The 21,160-nt window shown below is 66.0% G+C and carries 18 protein-coding genes; 15 read left to right on the forward strand and 3 right to left on the reverse strand.

Features of this window, described 5'->3' with window-relative positions; translation table 11 throughout:
* Window positions 1-23: 23 nt before the first annotated feature.
* Window positions 24-1,619: a hypothetical protein gene (locus tag KUV62_RS13410; RefSeq protein WP_222604212.1), complete on the forward strand. Its 1,596-nt coding sequence runs from the start codon at window positions 24-26 to the stop codon at window positions 1,617-1,619.
* Between the two features lie 373 nt (window positions 1,620-1,992).
* Here the strand turns inward: KUV62_RS13410 and KUV62_RS13415 are convergent, their stop codons facing one another.
* Entirely contained in the window at window positions 1,993-3,315 is a 1,323-nt protein-coding gene (locus tag KUV62_RS13415; protein ID WP_261395629.1) for an aspartate aminotransferase family protein, read from the reverse strand.
* Between the two features lie 108 nt (window positions 3,316-3,423).
* Here KUV62_RS13415 and KUV62_RS13420 point away from each other — a divergent pair, with 108 nt between their 5' ends.
* Together KUV62_RS13420 and KUV62_RS22700 are read left to right on the forward strand one after the other, a co-directional pair.
* Complete coding sequence (locus tag KUV62_RS13420; RefSeq protein WP_222604213.1) at window positions 3,424-4,287, forward strand: LysR family transcriptional regulator; 864 nt, start codon at window positions 3,424-3,426, stop codon at window positions 4,285-4,287.
* An 805-nt stretch (window positions 4,288-5,092) separates the two neighbouring features.
* Complete coding sequence (locus KUV62_RS22700) at window positions 5,093-5,857, forward strand: hypothetical protein (protein ID WP_261395631.1); 765 nt, start codon at window positions 5,093-5,095, stop codon at window positions 5,855-5,857.
* A 58-nt stretch (window positions 5,858-5,915) separates the two neighbouring features.
* On the opposite strand, the gene KUV62_RS13430 is transcribed toward KUV62_RS22700, so the two are convergent.
* Together KUV62_RS13430 and KUV62_RS13435 are read right to left on the reverse strand one after the other, a co-directional pair.
* Entirely contained in the window at window positions 5,916-6,554 is a 639-nt protein-coding gene (locus tag KUV62_RS13430) for a response regulator (RefSeq protein ID WP_222604214.1), read from the reverse strand.
* Window positions 6,555-6,556: 2 nt separating this feature from the next.
* The gene (locus tag KUV62_RS13435; protein ID WP_222604215.1) at window positions 6,557-7,933 is read right to left on the reverse strand and encodes a sensor histidine kinase; all 1,377 of its coding nucleotides are present in this window, start codon (window positions 7,931-7,933) and stop codon (window positions 6,557-6,559) included.
* Between the two features lie 806 nt (window positions 7,934-8,739).
* Between KUV62_RS13435 and KUV62_RS13440 the strand changes: the two genes are divergently transcribed.
* The 12 genes from KUV62_RS13440 (at window position 8,740) to KUV62_RS13495 (ending at window position 21,082) form a co-directional block, all read left to right on the forward strand.
* Complete coding sequence (locus tag KUV62_RS13440; protein ID WP_222604216.1) at window positions 8,740-9,180, forward strand: VOC family protein; 441 nt, start codon at window positions 8,740-8,742, stop codon at window positions 9,178-9,180.
* Between the two features lie 66 nt (window positions 9,181-9,246).
* A complete protein-coding gene (locus tag KUV62_RS13445; RefSeq protein WP_222604217.1) occupies window positions 9,247-10,542 on the forward strand; it encodes a flavin-containing monooxygenase in 1,296 nt (431 codons plus the stop codon).
* A gap of 653 nt (window positions 10,543-11,195) precedes the next feature.
* On the forward strand, window positions 11,196-12,284 hold the full coding sequence (locus tag KUV62_RS13450; protein WP_222604218.1) for an ABC transporter ATP-binding protein: 1,089 nt from the start codon (window positions 11,196-11,198) through the stop codon (window positions 12,282-12,284).
* A gap of 2 nt (window positions 12,285-12,286) precedes the next feature.
* Window positions 12,287-13,465 (forward strand): ABC transporter ATP-binding protein, encoded by a 1,179-nt coding sequence (locus tag KUV62_RS13455; protein ID WP_261395662.1) that lies wholly within the window; start codon window positions 12,287-12,289, stop codon window positions 13,463-13,465.
* A gap of 47 nt (window positions 13,466-13,512) precedes the next feature.
* Window positions 13,513-14,907 carry an extracellular solute-binding protein gene (locus tag KUV62_RS13460; RefSeq protein WP_222604220.1) on the forward strand — a complete coding sequence of 465 codons (1,395 nt, stop codon included), beginning with the start codon at window positions 13,513-13,515 and terminating at the stop codon, window positions 14,905-14,907.
* A gap of 92 nt (window positions 14,908-14,999) precedes the next feature.
* A complete protein-coding gene (locus tag KUV62_RS13465; RefSeq protein ID WP_222604221.1) occupies window positions 15,000-15,923 on the forward strand; it encodes a carbohydrate ABC transporter permease in 924 nt (307 codons plus the stop codon).
* Window positions 15,924-15,931: 8 nt separating this feature from the next.
* A complete protein-coding gene (locus KUV62_RS13470; protein WP_222604222.1) occupies window positions 15,932-16,762 on the forward strand; it encodes a carbohydrate ABC transporter permease in 831 nt (276 codons plus the stop codon).
* A gap of 45 nt (window positions 16,763-16,807) precedes the next feature.
* Complete coding sequence (locus KUV62_RS13475; protein ID WP_222604223.1) at window positions 16,808-17,308, forward strand: hypothetical protein; 501 nt, start codon at window positions 16,808-16,810, stop codon at window positions 17,306-17,308.
* 47 nt (window positions 17,309-17,355) lie between these two features.
* Complete coding sequence (locus tag KUV62_RS13480; protein ID WP_222604224.1) at window positions 17,356-18,921, forward strand: GMC family oxidoreductase; 1,566 nt, start codon at window positions 17,356-17,358, stop codon at window positions 18,919-18,921.
* A gap of 40 nt (window positions 18,922-18,961) precedes the next feature.
* Window positions 18,962-19,414 (forward strand): type II 3-dehydroquinate dehydratase, encoded by a 453-nt coding sequence (locus tag KUV62_RS13485; protein ID WP_222604225.1) that lies wholly within the window; start codon window positions 18,962-18,964, stop codon window positions 19,412-19,414.
* Window positions 19,415-19,454: 40 nt separating this feature from the next.
* Window positions 19,455-20,465, forward strand: a complete 1,011-nt coding sequence (locus KUV62_RS13490; protein WP_222604226.1) for an NAD(P)H-quinone oxidoreductase — start codon at window positions 19,455-19,457, stop codon at window positions 20,463-20,465.
* The gene (locus KUV62_RS13495; RefSeq protein WP_222604227.1) at window positions 20,462-21,082 is read left to right on the forward strand and encodes a glutathione S-transferase family protein; all 621 of its coding nucleotides are present in this window, start codon (window positions 20,462-20,464) and stop codon (window positions 21,080-21,082) included. Before KUV62_RS13490 ends, KUV62_RS13495 begins: the two co-directional genes overlap by 4 nt.
* The last annotated feature ends 78 nt before the right edge of the window (window positions 21,083-21,160 follow it).

Below are 21,160 nucleotides of genomic sequence, written 5' to 3' on the forward strand. Positions count from 1 at the left end.
TTCTTTCCAAGGACATCCCGACCATGACTGCCCCGCCTCTCATCCTCGATCTCGCTGGCCCGGTCAGGCTGCAGTCCTCAAAGGGGGAAGATCTCACGCCGAAGCTGACACGCTCGCGGGCCCTGCTGGCCCTGCTTGGCGCCAGTGAAGGTCATGTGCGCAGCCGGACCTGGATTCAGGACAAGCTCTGGAGCGACAAGCCCGGGCCCGAGGCTGCCGCGGCTTTGCGCTATGTGCTCTGGGACATTCGCAAGGCTTTGGGGGAGCATCGCACCGGTATTGCATCGCGCAACGGCAACATCGCCCTCGACACCGCGACCTTCGAGGTCCGTTGCCTGACGAGCGGCGGTGCTTGCGGGCGGGCCTTTGCCGAGGGTCTCGATGTGGATGACCCCGAATTCGAGGCATGGCTGCGTGATCAGCGCGCGATGGGCGCCGCTCGCTTGGAGGCGCCCCCAAGCCGTGGCGAGGGTGCGCGCCGCGACCTGCGCAGCATGGTGTGGCTGTGTCCGGACGGGGGCGACGACGACGCACTCCAAGGTCTCGCCCATTCGCTCGCGGTGAAGATCGCGGCACGTCTCAAGCGCTCGGCGGGCGCAATCGTCCGGATCGACGGGAGCGACATCCGCCGCGAGACGGAGAGCGGCATAGGCCTGCGCTGCGATCTCAGGCTGTCGCGGCTGCGCGGGCGCATCCTCGCGCAGGTCTCGCTCTCCAATCTGCGCAGCGGGATGCTTGCCTGGACCAATGACCGTGACCTGCCGAAAGCGCTCTCGGCGCAGGATCCGCTGAACCCATTCGCCAATCTCATGGCAGAACGGATCGCTCACGAACTGGCCAATGCCGGTCCGGATGCGACGGAGGATGAATGTGCGGCGTCGGCCTATTCCCGGGCGCTGCTGATGCCCCGAAGCTTTCGGGGCAGCGAATTGCAGCAGGCCGTCGAGACGCTCGGCACCGTGGAGCTCGAAGAGGCGGCCGCCCTCTCCGCCGCGCGCCGGGCGCTCTACCTTGGTTGGATGGTGATCGAACGCCGCGTGGACTGCCCGCAAACGGCGCTTGAGACTGCGCGCAGCCTGAGCCGCCGCGCGATCGAGCTCGACCCCACGCTCTCGGAGGCTTTCGCGATTCGAGCTGAACTGGCGGATTTCGACCGCAAGCCAGAGCTTGCATACGACCTCGCTCGCCACGCCGTGCGGCTCGATCCTTTCGATCCGATCGCTGTCGCGGCACTTGCCAAGGCCGAGGCCCGCGTGGGCAATGCGGAGGCCGCCTACAAGCGGGCGCTCTACGCCCAGCAGCTCGCACTGGGCTTTTCCAATCCGGCCTGGTGGGCAAGCCTTTGCTGCACGACCGCCCTGCAGCAGGGCGACACGGAGCTGGCCCTGCGCCACGCGGAAACCGCCTGCGACCTATCGCCGGGATTCCTGCCGCCGCTGCGGTTCCTGGCTGCCTTGCGCTTCATGAAAGGTGACCTCGACGGATGCCGTGACGCCCTGATGACCCTTTCGGAGTTGGAGCACGGCTTCACCCCGGAACACTTGACCGATCCGGATTACCCGGTGCGCTCGGTCGCACCAGGGGTGCTGCGAGACCTGCGACAGGCGAAGCTTGTCTAGGGCGCAATCCCGTTCGGCAGGGCTTGTTGGCGGGCCGCGCAACTCAAGCGAATTTCAAACCGCTGACACTTCGTGAGAGCAGGTCAAATACCGTCAACGACGCGGGCAAGCCGAAGCTGGGACTGCATGCGCTGCGACATGCCGCTGCGTCGCTCTTCATCGAGCAGGACTGGAATCCCATGAAGGTCCAGACGCGTCTCGGCGACTCGTCGATCACTATAACAATAGACGTCTACGGCCCCCTCTTCGAGAACGCTGAGGGGGATGTCTCGATGTTCGCGAAGCTCTCGAGCACGATTTTCTCGCGGCGTAATCACTGTGGGATCAGCCTCCCACATCCTCCGTCATGAGCCACTCCGGTTGAGGGAACGAACTAAGCCGAAGCCGCTAGCGCCTCGGCCATGATCGAAAGCCCCAGGTCGATCTCTTCGTCGCTGCTGGTCAGAGGCGGGGCGATGCGGAACACCGCGCCCATGGCCGGGATCTTCACGATATTCATGCTGAGCCCCAGCTTCATCGCTTCGGCGGCGATGCGGTCGCCGCGGTCGAGATCCGGCGTCTTGCTGGCCCGGTCGGTGACGATCTCGATGCCCAGCAGCAGACCGCGCCCGCGCACGTCGCCAACGCAGTCGAAGCGCTGCATCAGCCCCTCCAGCCCCTGGCGCAGCCGCGCCCCAGCGACACGCGCGCGTGCCGTCAGCCCGTCGCGCTCGAGCACGTCGAGCACCGTGAGCCCCACCGCGGCGGGAAGCGGATCGGAGACGTGGGTGGTGAGGAACATGAAGCCCTTGGCATGAGCTTGCTCCTCGATCTCGGCGCTGGTCAGCACGGCGGAGAGCGGCAGCCCCGCCCCGAGAGTCTTGGACAGCGTCAGGATGTCCGGTGTCACGCCGTCGCGCTGGAAGGCGAAGAGATCGCCGGTCCGCCCAACGCCGGTCTGGGCTTCGTCGAGGATGAGCAGCATGCCGCGCTCTTCGCATTTCCTCTTCAGCGCGGCGATGTAGCCCTCCGGCAGCTCGATGATGCCGCCGGAGGACAGGATCGGTTCGGCGATGAAGGCGGCGAGGCTGCCGGTGGACTGACTGTCGACCTGAGCGAAGGCGTCGTCGAGCTCGGTCTGCCAGTCGAGGCTGCCATCCGCATGCGTGAAGCGCGGCCGGTAGGCATGCGGTGCGGGAATGGCGAAATTGCCGACCGACACCGGCCCGTGGCCCCTGCGCGCCGAGCTGTAGGTCGCCGCGGCCGCGGCCCCGGTCATACCGTGCCAGCTCTTCGAGAAGGCCACGATCTCATGCCGGCCGGTGACCGTCTTGGCGAGCCTGATCGCCGCCTCGTTCGACTCGCCCCCGGTCGAGAGCAACAGCACCTTCTCGAGCCCCGGCACCAGGCTCCCGAGCCTGGCGCAGAGATCGACGACCGGCTGCGAGAGCATGCCGCTGAAAAGGTGATCAAGCCGCCCGATCTGCTCGCGCACGGTGCGCACGATGTCGGGGTGCGAATGGCCCAGAAGCGCGCTCATCTGGCCGGAAGTGAAATCCAGGATCGGCGCGCCGGCGCTGTCGTAGACGTAGCTGCCCTCGGCCCGGTCGATCAGGCGCGGCTCGAATACCGGGCCATAGCGCATTACGTGCCGCTCGATCTTGCCCTGCATGGCGTCGCCGCCCGCGGCTTTCGGAGTGTCGCCTGTCATCTGCATCCGCTGTCATCCTCGCTGCTGTCGGGCGGGTTGCTGTCTAGCGGATCCTAGCCTTGGCCCGAGCATTTGCAAAATTCATAATACTCGCACCCGAATCGAGTTTTCCTCATGTCTCAACCCGCTCTCGACATCCACCTCCTGCGCAGCTTCATGGAGGTCTCACGCGCCGGATCGATCCGCGCCGCCGCCGACCGGGTCGGGCGGACGCAATCCGCCGTCAGCCTGCAGATGAAGCGCCTCGAGGACGTGGTGGGCGAGCCGCTGTTACACCGCACCGGCTCGGGCGTTGTGCCGACCGTGGCCGGAGAGCGCCTGATGGCAGGCGCCGAAAGGATCCTCGCCGCCCATGACGATGCGCTGGCGGGCTTCCGTGACAAGGGGCTGCGTGGCGCGATCTCGTTCGGCTGTCCTGAGGATTATCTCAGCGCCTTCTTCCCCCCCCTGCTACGGCGCTTCGGGCAGGAGAACCCAGCGGTCGAGATCGAAATCATCTGCGCCACGACCGTCGAACTGCGCCCGATGCTGCAACGTCGACGCATTGATCTGGCGTTGGTCTCGAATCCCGCCTCGGAGGCGGGCGCAGACGTGCTGAGGCACGAGCCGCTGGTCTGGATCGGGGGCGCGGCCCGGGAGCCGCTGCCGCAGGACGGCGTCCTGCCGCTGGCCCTATCGGCGGCCGAAACCCTCGACCACCAGTTGGCCCGGGCGGCGATGGAGGCCAGCGGCCGCCCCTTCCGCATCACCCATGCCAGCAACGGGCTTGCCGGGCTTCTGGCGATCGCCCGCTCGGGCCTTGCGGTGAGCGTGGTGACGCGGGCTGCGGTGCCGCCCGATCTCGAGATCGTCGAACACGGGCTGCCTCCCCTGCCCGAGATCGGCATGGCGCTGGCCTATGCCTCGGTCTGCCCAGCGCCGCTGGTCCGCGCCTTCGGCGATTTCATCGCCGGCAAGCTTGGCAGCAGCGACCCATAGCAGCTCTCGACCCGGTGGTTCCTCGCACAAGCCGTCGGGCGCTATCTATAAAGCTGGACGAGACGCGTCGCGCGACGACAGGCGGCCCCATTGCAGACTGACTTCAAGTTGGGGGAAGGCAGTGCCTTCGCATCACCGTCGGAGCAACGCCTACGCAACGCCGGGCAGTGGTACGCTTTCACACCTCTTTATGGATTGAAAATTCTCGTGTCGGTGGTTCGTTTCCACCCCCGGACACCAGTCTCTCCGGTCGATCATTTGTTTCGCAAGACGGTCCTTGCATGCGCTTGAAGCCTTGACCGTGTCGGAGCACCCCCTCTTCCCGCTCAGCTTCGTGAAGTCGGAGATAGTCCGCGTCAGACCCCGCAGCTGATCCGGGTTGGAAGGCCAATGGTCCGCACCCGCATCATGACTTTGCCACGCCCGACGTCGCCAGCACTTTTGAAACGCGGGAGAAACGCAAGCGGCACGCAGGTGCAGTCGGAAAAAGCGTCTTGGGCCATTGGGCGAGCAGGAAGGCCGTCTGCCAGATACCCGTGCCGCCGCATAACTTCAGAGAACGCCGAGGCGGCCCTCGTGCCCCGCGAAACCTCGCGTTCTAATGTCCGAGAGCGGGGTCGCGCCAAGCCGTCGGACTTTGATCCATCACGGTTGCCGGTGTGGCCGGTCTTTGGTCTGAGCATGCAGGTCGCAAAGGTCCAAGGGATCACGGCGGAGGTCCGGCCTGGCTCGCGCAAATATCCCGTTCCTGAGATCGTCTTCAGCAGAGGGACCATGGCGGTTCCGGAGCATCGGGAGACGAGACATGAGCATCACCACATCGATCAGCAGGCTTGCAATTCTTGCGGCGTTGGGCGCGACGATCGCGGCAGCACCCGTCGAGATCGTGCCCTTCGAAGAAGGATTTCTGACCACGCCGAAAGCGTTCGCCAAGGACGATGATCGCAGCGACGACCGGGACGATGATCGCGATGGCGACCGGGACGATCGCGATGATGACGATCATGATCGTGATCGCGATGATGATCGAGACGACCGCGATGATGATCGAGACGACCCCGATGATCGCGGCGGCGAACACGAGGATCGCGAAGATCGCTCCCGCGGCGATGACGACAGCGGGCGCTCTTCCAGAGACGGCAGGCGCAGCCGCGACGCGCATGACGGCTCAGACGGGATCGAAGTGAGGACCTCTGACGGTGGACGTATCGAGATCGAAAACGGCCGCTTCGAGCGCAAGAACGCGGCCGGGCGCACGATCGAGGAACGCCCCGCTCGCGCATCGGACTACACGGCGTTGGGCCTGTCGCCGCAATCGGCACCTGCTGCCGGCGCTTCAAGACGTCCGGCAAGGACCTCCGAGCGAGAGCCAGGACGACAGAAGATCGCGGTCGGACGCGTCATCAAGGCGGAAAGGTCAGGCGAGAGCCTCGAGGTGGTCTACAGCCGCGGCTGGAAGGAGGAGATCGAACAGGGACGATACGAACTGAAGGACCCGGACAACCGAACCGTCATAGAGCGGCCCGCCACTGCCGCAGACCGAAAGCGCCTCACCGACTTCATGCGTTGAACAATCCTCGCAGCGATCACACGTCCGCCCGGAAGGGCGGGCGTGTTGGCTTGTGTGATCAGCCCCGCCAGTGATCGCGGGCGATCAGCGCAGCTTCGACGCGATTGCGTGCGTGCAGCTTCTGAAGGATGGACGTCATGTAGTGCTTCACGGTCTTTTCCTGCAAATCGAGCCGTCGGGCGACCTCCTTGTTGCTTAGCCCCTCTGAAACGAGGCGCAGGATATCTTCCTCGCGCGGGGTGAGCGTGTCGAGCGGGCTCTCTTTTGGCACCTCGGCCGGAGCGCGCATGGCTTCGAGCACCTTCATCGCCAGAGACGGGGACAGATAGCTTCGACCGGCCGCGAGGTCCGTCACGACGTCAAGCAACTCACGCGCCCCGATCCCTTTCAAGATGTATCCCTTCGCCCCCGCTTTCAGGGCCTCGACGATATCCGTGTCTTCTTCGGAGACAGTCAGCATCGCCACGACGGTCTCCGGCATCTGCGACGCGATCTCGCGCAGAGCGGTCAATCCGCCGCCGGGCATGGATATGTCGAGAAGGACGACGTCTGGTTTCGTGCGTAGCACCAGCTCGATCGCACCCGGCGCATCGGCGGCCTGCCCGACGACGGCAACCGCTTTGCTGTCGGAGAGGCTGCGTGCAAGCCCTTCCCTGAAGATAGGATGGTCATCGGCGACCACGATCCGGATCGTCATGTTCAGTTTCCTCCCACGTCCAGCTCCATCGTAAGCTCAGCCCCTCCCCCGGGCCGTGAGCCGAGCCGGAACCTGCCGCCAAGACTCTCGACCCGGTCACGAAGACCGGAAAGACCAAGGCCGGGCGTCGACCCGCCCAAGCCCGCTCCTGCATCCGTGACCGACAGATGCAGACAGCCGTCTTCCAAAGACAATTCGACCGACTGAGCGATGCCGCCACCATGCTGCCAAGCGTTGTTCAGCCCCTCTTGCACGAAGCGATAGATGCAGATCTTGGTGGCAGGAGACAGATCTCCACTGGCGACACCTGTGCAGTCGCAATGGAAACCGACCTTGGTTTCTGAACGCGCCTCATGGGCGTGGATGACCTGCATGGCGATTTCGCAGGGATCCCTTCTCTCGATGTCGGGAAGTGAAAGACCTCGCGAGATCTGGCGGATGTCGCGCAGCGCCTCCTGCACAGCCTGTGCGATATCTCCGACCTCGCGCCGTCGCTCCGTCGGCGCGCTGTCGTCGGCAAGGAGGTCGAGGCGAAGCGCCGCGAACCCGAGATGCTGTGCCGGGCCATCATGCAGGTCTGCCCCGATGCGGCGCAATGCACGGTCATTCATCGCCGAGACCCGCGCGGCGGCCCCCTGAACCCGGATCCTGAGCGCGGTATTCCGCTCCGAAAGCTCTCCGAGATCGGCCAGGCGGCGTGAGAGCTCGGCCTTTTGCCGATCAATCGTCCGACTGCCCCGCAGGACGATGGCGTAGAGCAACCCGCCAATCGCCGCCAGCACGCCCGCGACGGCAAGCCAGCTCATGCGTCTTGCGTGAACGAGGTCGGCGGCGAGTTCATGGCTGACCTCGTAGAACTCGACGACCGCGATCACGTCCCCCGACCAGAGCTCCCGCACGGGAGAATAGATTTCGAGAAGCGGCACCCCGAGCGCGGCCTGACGGGTATTCTCCTCGTCCGACAGGTCTTCGAACTCGGCGCGCACCTCGCCCGCCCATGCCTCGCGCAGACTTTGTGTCGGTTCAAAGCGCAAGCCAATCTCCTCGGCATCGCTTGCCGCGGCGATGAGCCCGTCCGGTTTCCAGATCTTGTAGGCCGCGACACGATCCCCCAAGGGCGTATTGTCGAAGATCTCGTGCAGCGCGCGGGTCGCGCCTTGGGACAAGCGATCCGAATCCGACAGCTCCTGGCTAAGCGGCGCAAGCACGCTCTCCATGTAGAGCGCCGTGGCATTGGCGGTGTTTCGGACCACATTTTCCTCGATCATCCTGGCGACCCAGAAGCCGACGATGAGCGTCGCGACGAACATGACCCCGCCTCCGGCGACGGCAAACTGCCGCGCGAGCGACCACGAAGCCAAGCGCTCTCCAATCTTCATTCCCGCCCTCTTGCCGTGTCCGGGTGTCAGAATAGGCGGAGATCCGACGCCGGGCTATGGACCTTCGTCCGACCCGGAGCGCTTTGACGTTTAAATTGTCTGACGGTGTTGAGAAGGCGCCGGCCATACCGGCTTGTGAAACAATCTAGGCCCATTGTGCAGCCCGCCCCTGGCCAATCTGACCGAACCGCCCGGCTTAAAGCCGCGCTCGAAATGCTTCATTGCTCCCCCCGTGCGAGCGCGCCGAACTCCAGCGGCAGATCGCGGCTATGACTGCGCCGACATCGGTGCGGCGCTGGCGGTTGGTCGGCGCGCCGCAGGTCGCCGGACGGCCCGGGGCTTCATCCATTGTTCGCAGACCGCCCCGGCATCCCGGCTACGCCAATCCCCCGCGACGCCGGAAGCACATCGAAGACGCCTTTCGTCCGAGCTAGGCGCGTCGGCAGGAGAGAGCAGACCATGTACCGCGGCCTCGAACGCGGCCATGCCCGCTTCGGACGGACAATGGCCGACTGCGCTCTCGCGAAGCTGCGCCCTGCCAGGGCCTGCGCCGCGAAATCAAGAACTGCCAGAAGTTGGCGAAGCCTGTCCGATGACCATGCATCGCCTGTCGGGGCTGCCTCCCCCTGCCAGAACTCCGCAGCACAACCCGTTGATGAAGAATACGCTTTTTCCTCAGTGCGGACGCGTCGAAGAAATTGGCAATGCATAGGTTAGGGCAAAGCTATTTGCATTCGACTGGGGCTGAATGCGTTACTTTCCCCGGAAATACCCTCCTCCCCGACCTCCGGAACTGTGATCCCAATATGCGATATCTTCATACCATGGTGCGCGTGAGCGACCTCGACGCCTCGCTCGACTTCTACTGCGACAAGATGGGTCTCGTCGAAACCAAGCGCCTTGTCAGCGAAGCCGGGCGCTACACGCTCGTCTATCTGGCTGCGCAGGGCGACATGCTGACCGCGCAGGAAACCGAGGCCCCCACGCTCGAGCTCACCTGGAATTGGGATCCGGAAACCTATTCCGGAGGCCGCAACTTCGGGCACATGGCCTACGAGGTCGAAGACATCTACGCCACCTGCCAGGGCCTGATGGATGCCGGCATCACCATCAACCGCCCCCCGCGCGACGGGTTCATGGCCTTCTTCAAGTCGCCCGACGGCATCTCCTTCGAGCTGATCCAGAAAGGCGAGAGCCTGACTCCCGCAGAGCCCTGGGCCTCGATGGAAAACACCGGAACCTGGTGAGCCTCCGTGGCCCCACAAGGGGCCGCGCGCCCGCCGCGATGTGATGATCTGAGACAGGATACGACGATGACAATTGAAAAGACCGACACGCTGGTTGTTGGCGGCGGGCAATCCGGCATCGCGATGAGCGAGCACCTGGGCAACATGGGCGTGCCCCATATCGTCCTTGAACGCAATCGCGTCGCCGAGCGCTGGCGCTCTGAACGCTGGGACTCGCTGGTCGCCAACGGCCCCGCCTGGCATGACCGCTTCCCCGGGCTCGAGTTCGAGGGCATCTCGCCCGAGGCCTTCCCGCCGAAGGAACGGATGGCACAGTATTTCGACGACTACGCGAAGATGATCAACGCGCCGATCCGCACCGGCGTGGAGGTCAAGCGTGTCACCCGTCTCGAGGGGCGCCCGGGCTTCCTGGTGACGACCTCCGAAGGCCAGATCGAGGCGCAGCGCGTGGTGGCCGCGACCGGCCCCTTTCAGGTGCCCTCCTTCCCCGAGATCGTGCCGGCCGAAGCCGGAGTGATGCAGATCCACTCCTCGTCCTACAAGAACCCCGATCAGCTCGCCCCCGGCGCGGTGCTGGTGGTGGGCGGCGGCGCCTCCGGCTCGCAGATCGCCGAAGAGCTGCAGAACGCGGGCCGCGAGGTCTATCTTTCGATCGGCGAGCATTACCGCCCTCCGCGCTCCTACCGCGACCGCGACTACGTCTGGTGGTTGGGCGTGCTCGGCAAGTGGGACGAGATCAAGATCGATTCCAAGAAGAAGCACGTGGCTTTCGCCGTCAGCGGCTATGATGGCGGCAAGACGATGGATTTTCGTCGCCTCGGCCATGCCGGCGTGACCGTACTGGGCCTGACCCAGAGCTACGAGAACGGCAAGCTCACCTTCGCGGACGATCTCGCCGCCAACATCAAGGAGGGCGATCGCGCCTATCTCGAGGTGCTTCGCGAGGCCGACGAGTATCTGGCGGCCAACGGCATCGACCTGCCGCCCGAGCCCGAAGCGTGGGAGATCCTCCCCGATCCGGCCTGCATCGCCGAGCCGATCCGCGAGATCGACATGCAGGAAGCCGGCATCGGCACGATCATCTGGGCCACCGGCTTCAAGTTCGATTTCAGCTGGCTCGAGATCGACACCGCCTTCACCGAGCAGGGCCTGCCCTTCCACAAGCGGGGCATCTCGGCGCAGAACGGCATCTACTTCCTGGGCCTGCCGGAGCTGACCAACCGGGCGTCGTCGTTCATCTACGGCTGCTGGTACGACGCGAAATACATCGCCACCCATATCGGCGTGCAGCGCAATTACGATGCCTACCGAAAGAGCGGCGCCCCCGCGATGGCCAAGACCCCTGCCCCGTCCGAGGTCTGAGACGCTCCCCAACGCTCCCGGGCGGCGCGCCACCTTCTTCGGCGCCCCGCCCAGTCTTCCCCACTCGTCCCCGCTGGCCAGCCCGCCCGCGGGGATTTTTTGTGGCCTCCTGACGCCCGGGATAGCTCGCGGCCGCGCCCTCTCGGACGCCCCGCAGAACTCCGAAAAAGGGACGGATGCGACGCCCTGTGCAACGGCCCGCACGGGGCGCCCCATCGCTTCCGCTTACCTATGGGCGAGCGCCCCCGCGCAACTGCCCATTTCTGCGGCACGTGCAATGTCCGGCCGGTAGACCGCAGCCGCCGCCCCTGCAGCTGCATGATTTCAGGCGCCACAAGATCAAACTTCAAGACATTGTTTTATCTGTACTTTCATCCAAATCGGAAGAGCTCAAACGCCACCCAAATTCCAGCGAAGCCTGACCATTCCCAGCACTAAGGATTTTTGTACGCAGCACAGGTTTGACATCGAGACAGCAACCGCGCCAGATCTTTTCATATCAGATCCCGGTGCCGGTCCCATCTCCCCCAAGGGCCTCACAGCACCGTTTCCATCAGCATGGAATGGACAGAACGCGCGCTCCCTCTCGGCACGCGACCAATAGACATAACCCTGCCGCCTGCCCGCGGCAGGCAACACCCAGGAGACGCCCCTTGGCAACAATCGAGTTCCGATCAGTATCGAAATCCTATGGCACGTTCGAGGCCGTTTCGGATCTCAACCTGAGCTGTGCCGAAGGCGAGATGCTGGCTTTGCTCGGCCCCTCGGGCTGCGGCAAGAGCACCACTCTGAAGATGGCCGCGGGCATCGAGAGCATCTCGGACGGTGAGATCTATTTCGGCGACCGCCCGGTGTCGCGGCTCTCCCCCGGCAAGCGCAACATCGCGATGGTGTTCGAGGATTACGGGCTCTACCCGCATCTCAGCATCCGCGAGAACATCGCCTTTCCCCTCCGCGCGCGCGGCACCCATGACGCCGCCGGCCAGAAGCGTATCGGCGAAGTGCTGGCGCTGCTCGGTCTCGAAGCGCAGGCCGAGAACCCGGTGCGCGGCATGTCTGGCGGCGCGATGCAGCGCGTCGCCATCGGCCGGGCGCTGGTGCGCGACCCCAACATGATCCTGTTCGACGAGCCGCTCTCGCATCTCGATGCCGACCAGAAGATCCAGCTGCGCACAGAGATCAAGCGCCTGCAGAAGCTGCGCGGCATCACCTCGATCCTCGTCACCCACGACCAGACCGAGGCAATCGCCATGGCCGACCGGATCGCGGTGATGAACCACGGCGTGCTTCAGCAGGTGGGCCAGCCGCAGGACCTCTACGAGCGCCCGGTGAACCTGTTCGTGGCGAGGTTCATCGGCGAGCCGCCGATGAACCTGCTGCCGGTGCGCGAGCACACGGGCGATGCGGTCAATGGCGCGGGCTGGCAGGTGGGCCTTGGCGGCCGCGCGCTGCCGGCCGGAGCCAGCTCGCTGATCATGGGCATCCGGCCCGAGCACATCTCCCTCGCGCCGGCGACGCCCGGCGTCGGCACCGCAGAGATCAGCTATCGCGAGCCGCGCGGCGATGTCGACGTGCTCACCATGCGCTTCCATGCCGAGGCCGGCGACGGCGACATCCTCGTGGCCGAGATCCCCGGCCCTTCCGGCTTCCGGGCGGGCGATTGCGTGCGGCCCCTGATCCCTACCGGGTCCGTTCTCATCTTCGACGCCGAGAGCGGCCTCAACCTGGAGGACGCAGCGTGACCATGCAGCCCAAGACCATCGACGCGGCGCTCTCCGGCGGCGTCTGCGCCCGCAACCTCACCAAGAGCTTCGAACACGAGGTCCTCTCTCAGGTGAGCCTCGACCTCCGGCCCGGCGAAGTGCTGGCCCTCACCGGCCCCTCGGGGGCGGGCAAGACCACGCTCGCGCGCATCCTCGCCGGGCTCGAACGCCCGGATAGCGGCACGCTCGCGTTCGGCGGGCGCGATGCTCTGCCGCTGACCCCGGGCCAGCGCGACGTGCAGCTGATGTTTGAATCCTACGCGCTCTACCCGCATCTGAGCGTGGTCGAAAACACCATGTCGCCGCTGGTGGCGGCCCATGTCCGCAGCGGGCGCAAGCGCGACAAGGCACGCGACGCGACCAACCGTGCCACCACCGAAGCCGTGCTGGAGCTGCTCGAGATCGCGCATCTGGGGCACCGGCTTCCCGCCGAGCTGTCGGGCGGCCAGAAACAGCGCGTGGCACTTGCACGGGCACTGGTACGCGAGGGCGCGCTGCTGATCCTCGACGAGCCGATCTCGCATCTCGATGCCAAGCTGCGCCACAAGCTGCGAGGCGAGCTGCGCCAGCGGATCTCGCGCCGGGCCTCGCCGTCGCTCTGGATCACGCCGGACGGGGTCGAGGCGCTCTCGGTGGGCGACCGCGTGGCGGTGCTTTCGCACGGGCGCATCGAGCAGGTGGGCACGCCCGAGGAGGTCTGGCAGAGGCCGGCCAACATGGCCGTGGCCCGCCTGCTGGGTGACCCGGCGATGAACCTGATCCCGCTGCGGCGGGACGCCGCCGCCGCGACGCCGACACTGGGAATGCCCGGCATGTCGCTCGCTCTCGATGATCGGCTGTCCGCCCTAGCGGCCCGGGCCACGGGCGACCGGGTGGTGCTCGGCATCCGCCCCGACGCGCTCGATCTCGCAGCCCACGCCGACATGGCCGAGGCCCATGGCGAGATCTATGCCAACGAACCCTTCGGCAAGCACGCCATCGTCACCGTCCAGCTCAAGGGCGGCCAGATCGTGAAGGCGAAGGGCTCGATGCCCTGGGCTGCCGAGCTGGGCGGCGGCATCGGCGAAGGGATCGGCCGGCCCGTCCGGCTGAAGATCCGGCAGGAAGCTGCGCTCCTGTTCGATCACGAGGACGAAAGAAACCTCGGCTTCCTGAAGTGAAAAAAGGCCTGCCACGGCCATTCCATCCAACAGAAAGGACCCCTCAAGTGAAACAGTCCACCAAGGTTACGGCAGCCCTGCTCGCCGGCTCGACCTTTCTCTCCGTCCCGGCATGGGCGCAGGAAAGCTTCTACACCAAGGCGGCCGAGCCCTATGCCGGCACCACCATCCGCATCCTCGACGAGGTGACCCCGCTGCAGGAGAAGGTGTTCGACATCATCCCGCAATTCGAGGAGCTGACCGGCATCACCGTGGAGCTCGAACTGCTCGGCCATGCCGAGGTGATCAACCGCGGCCAGGCCGACATGCTCTCCGGCCGCGGCTTCTACGACGGCGTGATGATGCACAACTACCAGCTCGCGCCGATGCTGACCGCCGGCGTGATCCGCTCGATCGACGACTACGTGGCCGACCCGGCCCTGTCGGACCCCGATTTCAACGCCGATGACCTGATCCAGCGGCCCTACACCACCACCTCCTTCACCGGTGGCAAGCAGTATGGCTTCAACAACTGGAACTACAACGAGGTCTACTGGGCGCGCGCCGATCTCTTCGCGCATCCCGAGGAACAGGCCGCGTTCAACGAGAAATACGGCTACGATCTCGGCCCGGCGGAAACCATCACGCAAATGCGCGACATCGCCGAGTTCTTCACCCGTGACGCCGGGGAGACGCTGGCCGGCGAGACGCTCGAGGCCGATTTCTACGGCATCGTGCTCGAAGGCATCAAGGGCGGCTCGACCTTCCCCACCCTGTGGAGCGCGCTGATCAAGAACTACGGCGGCCGGCTGCTCGACGAGAATGGCGCACCCGCCTTCGACAGCCCGGAGACCGTGGAAGCCCTGACCATGTGGGCCGAGCTGTGGTCCTTCGCGCCTCCGGGCATCGCCGAGTACTCGCTGGTCGACGTGCCCACCGTCATGGGCAACGGCCTTGCGGCCCAGACCCTCGCCTGGTCGGATTTCGTGTTCGGCGTCGACGTGCCGGGCGCCTCGCCCTACGCCGGCGATTTCGTCTACGGCCCGATCCCCTTCAAGGACGGCCGCGAAGAGGAACGTTCGGTCGAGGCGGATGTCTCGGTTGTCGTGATCTCCGAGGCGTCGGAAAACCCGGAAGCCACCTTCCTCTTCCTGCAGTGGCTCGCCTCCGAAGAGGCTCAGGCTGCGCTGATCGAGGCTGGAAACGGCGGCGTGCCGATCCGCCAGAGCTCGTGGGAGCTTCCGGCCATCGCCGACAGCGAGATGACATCGCTCTACGCGGCCATGCGCTCGACCCTCGACGTGGCCGAAGCCAAGCCGAAAATGCCCGACAGCTTCGAGATCATGGATGCCATGTCGGGCATCGCGCAGGAAGTCGGCCTCGGCCGCCTGACCCCGGAAGAGGGTGCGGCCCAGGGCCAGGCCGCGATGCTCGAAATCTGCACCCAGTGCCTGATGCAGTGATCCGGGCATGAGCCCGGAGCCAGCCGGCAGCCGCCGGCTGGCTCCCCGTTCTGCGGGCGGCCCTGCCGCCGCCCAAACAAGAAAGCGACAAGATGACCAGCATCACCGAAACCGATCCGCCTCTCCAGACGACACGGGCGCGCGACAAGCGCGAGGCCCTGTACCCCTACCTGCTGATCGCGCCGTCGATGATCACCCTCGTCGTGGTGGCGCTGATCCCGTTCCTCTACGCCATCTACCTCAGCTTCCACGAGGCCCGCTTCGGCCGGGTCACCGAGTTTGCGGGTTTCGCCAACTACGCGTCGCTGCTGGCCGACGAACGCTTCTGGAACTCGGTGAGCGTGGCCGCCACCTTCGTGTTCATAGCGGTGCCGATCGAGTTCATGCTTGGCCTCGCCGGCGCGCTGATCCTCGGCCAGAACGTGAAGGGCCGGTCGATCCTGATCCCGCTGCTCTTCATGCCGGCGATGATGGCCCCGGTGGTGGTGGGCCTGCTGTGGAAGATCATGCTGGCCGGGTCCTGGGGCTTCATCTCATACAACGTGTTCGAGCGCTTCGGCATGTTCCCCGACACCTCGATATTCGCCTCCCCCGACTATGCGCTCTACGCGCTGATCTTCGTCGACATCTGGCAATGGACCCCGTTCATGATGCTGGCCTTCTTCGCCGGTCTCCAGGCCCTGCCCGTGGCACCCTTCCGGGCCGCGGCGATCGACGGCGCGGGCCCGCTGCGGATCTTCTTCCGCCTGACGCTTCCGATGATGACGCCGCTGCTCGCGGTGATCGGCCTCCTGCGCTTCATCGACGCCTTCAAGGTCTTCGACACGATGTACATCCTCACCAATGGCGGCCCCGGCACCTCGACCGAGACGCCCAGCATCCTCGCCAACAAGATGACCTTCGAGTTCTGGAACATCGGCGAGGCCTCGGCGCTCGCGGTGATCGTCTGGATCGCCTTCTTCATCTTCTGCAACATCTTCTACCAGGTCGCCAAGAAGCGCCTGAACGCCTTCTGAGACAGCCCATGCAAACCAGCGACAGCTCCTCCCGCTCCACCCTCTTCTGGACCGGCATCACCGTGCTCTACGCGGTCGTCGTGCTCTTCCCGATCTTCTGGATGGGCACCATGATGTTCAAGCCGAACGAAACCATGTTCGCGCGTCCGACGGAGTGGTTCTTCACCCCCACGCTCGATCACTTCGCCTACGTGATCGAGGCCGGTTTCCACTGGAACCTCTTCACCTCCTTCCTGCTCTGCACCCTCTCGACGGGCCTGATCGTCCTGATCGGCACGCCCGCGGCCTATGCCTTCGCGCGGTTCGAAATGAAGGCCAAGGATGACCTCTTTCTCTTCATCCTCGCCTCGCGGATGGCACCGCCGGTCTGTCTCGTGATCCCGTTCTACCTGATCTACTCGCAGATCGGCCTGCTCGACTCCTTCCTCGGGCTGACGCTGGCCTACATGACCTTCAACCTCTCCTTCTACATCTGGGTGCTGCGCAGCTTCTGCCGCGACCTGCCCGTTGAGCTGGAGGAAGCCGCCGCGCTCGAGGGCTGGAGCCGTCTCCAGATTTTGCGCCGCGTGGTCTTCCCACTGCTGCGCAACGGCATCGTGGCCACCGCCGTTCTGTGTTTCATTTTCGCGTGGAACGAGTTCCTCTTCGCCTTCATGCTGGGCGGCCGCACCGTCGAGACCCTGCCGGTCTCGATCCCCAAGCTGATCACCGCCCAGGGCGTGCGCTGGGGCGAGATGGCCGTGGTCGGGATGATCTCCCTCGTGCCGGTGCTCGCCGTTGTCTTCGTGCTGCAGCGTCACATCGTGCGCGGCCTCACCATGGGCGCCGTGAAGGGCTGACCCCGGCCCTTCCTTCCTCTCATCTGCGATCAAGCGAGACCAACCATGCCGCACCACCCCACCGCCTACCGCGACCCGAAACTGCCATCCGACCGCGTCCTGCCCGGGGACGAGAGCTGGACCGAGATGCTCAAGGCGTTCGACGCCCCCGCCGCGAACGCGCTCATCGCCTTCGCCCGCACCATCTGCCCGCATGACGGGCTCGGAGACGGCCCCTATCGCCGCACCGTGGCCAAGCTCGACGACGTGGCGCAAGCCAACCCCGAGAAGGCCGCGCTGCTGGCAGAGCTGGTGCAGCGCATCGACGGCGCCATGCCGCTGCCCTTCGTCGAGCTCTCCGAGGCATTCCGCGTGGAGATCCTGAAGGACATCGAGGGCAGCGCCGCCTTCAGCATGGCCCAGCGGACGGTGGTGCTCTTCCTCTATGACGATCTCGAGGTCTGGCAGGCCTTCGGCTACGAGGGCGCCTCGGTTCAGCATGGCGGGTTCGTGAACCGCGGGTTCAACGATCTCGACTGGCTGCCCGAACCGCCCGAAGGCGTCTGAGACCGGCCCTGCCCCTCCCCTGATACGACCCGCAACGGAACAGATCCATGACCCAATTTTCCCTCGATGACGACACGGTAACGGTGGTTGTCGGCTCCGGCGCCGGTGGCGGCACGATCGCCCACGAGCTCGCCCGCCGCGACATCTCGGTGGTGCTGCTCGAAGCCGGACGTCATATGACAGCCGACGATTTCGTGAATGACGAGATGGCCGCCTACGACATGCTCTCGTGGCTCGACAAGCGCGATGCCTCGGGCTCGTGGCGCGTGGCCAAGGATCACCCCGATGTTCCGGTCTGGCACTGCAAGGGCGTGGGGGGAACCACGCTGCACTGGTCGGGCTGCTGCTACCGCCTGACCGAAGACGAGATGCGCGCCCGCAGCGTCTTCGGCGACATTCCCGGCACCACGCTGATCGACTGGCCGATCACCCTCGAAGAGCTTGAGCCCTGGTACGACAAGGCCGAGAAGAAGATGGGCGTGACCCGCACCAACGGCCTGCCCCCGCTGCCGCCCAACAACAACTTCAAGGTCATGTATGCCGGGGCCAAGGCGCTCGGCTACGACAGCGTCTCCACCGGCCGCCACGCAATCAACGCAGTGCCCTACGATGGCCGCCCCGCGAGCCAGCAGGACGGGTTCACCATCTGCGGCGACAAGGTCGGCGCGCGCTGGTCGACGCAGAACGTGGAGATCCCGAAGGCTCTGGCCACCGGCAAGCTCGATCTGCGCCCGGAAAGCCGCGCCGTCTATGTCGAGCATGACGAGACCGGTCGCGCCTCGGCGGTGCTCTACGTGGATTCCGAAGGCGTCACCCATCGCCAGAAGGCCCGCACCGTGGTGCTGGCGGGTAATTGCGTCGAGACCAGCCGCCTGCTGCTGCACTCGACCAGCGCGCGCTTCCCCAACGGGCTGGCCAATGGCTGGGGCCATGTCGGTCGCCACTACCTGCGCCACGTGGTGCAGACGGTCTGGTCGGTCTTCGACAAGCCGGTCTACATGCATCGCGGCGAGATCATGGCCGGTTACCTCGACGAGTTCGCCACGCATGACCCGTCGCGCGGCTTTGCCGGCGGGTACTATGTCGAGCTGAACTCGATGGGCCTTCCGAGCATGGCCGGCCTCCTCGAGCCGGGCTGGTGGGGGCGGGACTTCGCGCAGGTGGTCGAGCAATATGCCAATATCGCCGGTCTCTTCATGAGCGGCGAGGACATGCCCCAGGCCGACAACCGCATCACCCTGACCGACCGCAGCGATGCGTTCGGCGTGCCGGTCGCCAACATCCATTACAGCAACCACCCCAATGACGTGCTGATGCGCAACCACGGCTACAAGACCATGCGCGCCATCCACGCCGCCGCCGGGGCGAAACGCTCGATCGAGACCCCGCCCTACCCGGCCACCCACAACCTCGGCAGCAACCGCATGGCGGCCCGCGCCGAGGATGGCGTGCTCGACGGCAACGGCCGCGCCCACGAGGTCGACAACCTCTTCATCGCGGATGGCAGCAACTTCGCCACCGGCGGCGCGGTGAATCCGACGCTCACCATCGTGGCGCTCGCCATGCGCCAAGCCGCCTTCATCGAGGGCCAGATGGCCGCCGGCGCACTCTGAGCCGCGCCGCGCCACCGCAAGACACGAAAGGACGATCCACATGAAGAGCGTCATGTTTCTCAACGGTCCCAATGCCAACCTCTACGGCCTCGACCCGAGCGGCACCTACGGCACCGACAGCTTTCCCCAGATCGAGGCCGCCTGCACGGCGCGCGCCGAGGAGCTGGGCGTCAGGCTGGAGTTCCGCCAGTCCAACCATGAGGGCGTGCTGATCGACTGGGTGCAGGAGGCACGCCAAAGCTGCGACGGTCTGCTGATCAATGCGGCCGGGTTCTCCTATACCTCGATCGCGCTGCTCGACGCGCTGCTGGCCTTCGACGGGCCGATCATCGAATGCCACATGAGCAACATCTGGAAGCGCGAGCCGTTCCGGCACCAGTCCTTCATGTCGAAGGCCGCCACCGGGGTGATCGCCGGGCTCGGCGTGAAGGGCTACCTGCTCGGCCTCTCCGCCATGGCAGAGCTGATCGCAGCCGATGACACCACCGATTGAACCGCCGCAAGAAGACAAGAAGACCACAAGGAAGAACCGCATGACCCAGACCATGCAGGCCGTGATCGCCCGCGGCCACGGCGGCCCCGAGGTGCTCGAAACCGTCACCCGCCCGGTTCCTGCGCCGAGCCCCGGCGAGCTGCTGATCCGCACCGCCGCCGCCGGGGTAAACCGCCCCGACGTCATGCAGCGCAGCGGCGCCCTGCCCGCGCCGGTCGATGCCTCCGACATCCTCGGCCTGGAGGTCGCGGGGCATGTCGAGGCGGTGGGCGACGGCGTAGACGCCGCGCTGCTCGGCGCCGCCGTCATGGCACTCGTGAAGGCCGGCGGCTATGCCGAATACGTCGTGGCACAGGCCGCTCAATGCCTGGCCGTGCCCGAGGGGCTGCCGCTCGACGAGGCTGCGGCGCTGCCCGAGGGGCTCTTCACCATCTGGCACAACCTCTTCGACCGAGGCGCCCTGAAGGCCGGCGAAACCGTGCTGCTGCAAGGCGGGGCCAGCGGCATCGGCACGCTCGCCCTGCAACTGGCGACGGCGCGTGGCGCGCATGTCATCGCGACCGCAGGCGGGCCGGAAAAATGCGCGCGGCTCGAGGCGATGGGCGCGAAGGCCATCGACTACCGCAGCGCCGAGCTTGCCGAAGAGGTGCTGCGGCTGACCGACGGGCGCGGTGTCGACGTGGTGCTCGATATTCTCGGCGGTGACACGGTCAACAAGCACCTCGCCTGCATGGCCCCCGGCGGGCGGCATATCGGACTCTCGTTCATGCAGGGCATGGTGGCGCCGGTCGACCTGGGGCTGGTGATGCGCAAGGGGCTGTGGCTCAGCTCCTCGACCCTGCGTCCCAAGAGCGACGCCGAGAAGGCCGGCATCGCGCAGGCCGTCGCCGCCGAACTGTTGCCCTTGGTGGCGGCTGGCAAGGCCCGGCCGGTTATGTCGAGGCGCTTCGCGCTGGCCGAGGCCGCCGCGGCCCACCGCCTGCTCGAAGGCGGCGGCAACATGGGCAAGATCGTGCTCCGCACCGGGCTGGACGCGGAGGCCTCCACATGACCGACATGACCATGGCGCTCTACTGGGGCTCCGCCTCGCCCTTCGTCCGCAAGGTCATGGCCTCGGCCCACGAGCTTGGGCTGGCCGACCGCATCGAGATCCTCGACAGCGCCGCCCACCCGGTCGAGCGCGACAGCCGTATCCAGGCGTTCAATCCGCTGGCCAGGGTGCCCGCCGCTCGTACCGGCGATGGCACCTTGCTCTACGACAGCCGGGTGATCTGCGAGTATCTCGACGCGCAGGCCGGCGGCGGGCTCTTCCCGGCCGCGGGTCCCCAGCGCTGGACGGCCCTGCGCCGCCAAGCACTGACCGACGGGCTGCTGGAGGCCGCGCTGCTCATCCGTTACGAGCGCCTCGCCCGCCCCGAGGCGCTGCACTGGCCCAGCTGGTTGGAAAAGCAGCAGGAAAAGATCGACGACGCGCTCGACGCGATGGCGTCCGACATTCCTGCCACCGGCTGCCACGATATCGGCGCCATTTCCTATGCCTGCGCGCTTGGCTGGCTGGCCTTCCGCTTTCCGGAGATGGGGGCAACCACGCGCCGACCGGCCCTCGCCAGTTGGCACGCGGCCTTCGAAACCCGGCCCGCGATGGTCGCCACCCGGCCCAGCGCATGACACGATGGCCTGCGCCTGCCCCAACCGGGCCGGCGCAGCCACGACGCTGACACACCACCGGCCCGCCCAAGGGGCCAC

Origin of the sequence: Salipiger bermudensis, assembly GCF_019801965.1 — a bacterium.
GTDB lineage: Bacteria > Pseudomonadota > Alphaproteobacteria > Rhodobacterales > Rhodobacteraceae > Salipiger > Salipiger bermudensis_A.